Genomic DNA, 584 nt, shown 5'->3' with positions numbered 1-584 from the left:
CCTTGGGAGTCAGCAGTGATTCCATTCCCGGCTCAACGACAACGGCCAGACGCTGAGAGGACAGGCGAACCAAGGAGCCGACGGGGTAGATGCCCACGGCCTTGACGAAGGCGTGGAAGATGCGTTTGTCGAAATGGCCCTCCCACTTGGCCATCTGCCGCATCGCCGCGGACGGGTCCCACGGCTTTTTGTAGGCTCGCTCCGACGTCACGGCATCATAGACGTCGCAGATTGCGCCCATGCGGGCCAGGAGTGAAATGGCGTCACCGGCCAAGCGATCCGGGTAGCCGGTTCCGTCGATCTTCTCGTGATGGTGCAGGGCAATGTCCACCACCCCGGGCTCGGCCCCGCCTGCGCGCAGCATCTTTGCGCCCTCCACAGGGTGGCGCTTCATGATGGCGAACTCGGCATCGGTGAGCTTGCCTGGTTTGTTAAGCACTTCCAGCGGCATCGCGGCCTTGCCTAGGTCGTGCATCAGTCCGCCGATGCCAGCCAGGCGCGTTTGCTCCTCGTCTAGATCGAGATGCCGGGCCAGCGATAGCATCAGGGCGCAGACGGCAACCGAGTGCAGGTAGGTGTAATCG

General features: G+C 63.2%; 1 protein-coding gene. It reads right to left on the bottom strand.

Annotated features, from left to right (window positions below; all coding sequences use genetic code 11):
* Positions 1 to 584 (bottom strand): HD-GYP domain-containing protein (locus GHN86_RS23040; RefSeq protein WP_153387391.1); only part of this gene is annotated, 584 nt, incomplete at both ends.

Origin of the sequence: Pseudomonas helleri (assembly GCF_009600315.1) — a bacterium.
Taxonomy (GTDB): Bacteria; Pseudomonadota; Gammaproteobacteria; order Pseudomonadales; family Pseudomonadaceae; genus Aquipseudomonas; species Aquipseudomonas helleri_A.
The sequence above is the reverse complement of the archived record's forward strand: the minus strand, read 5'-3'. Positions and strand labels throughout refer to the sequence as shown.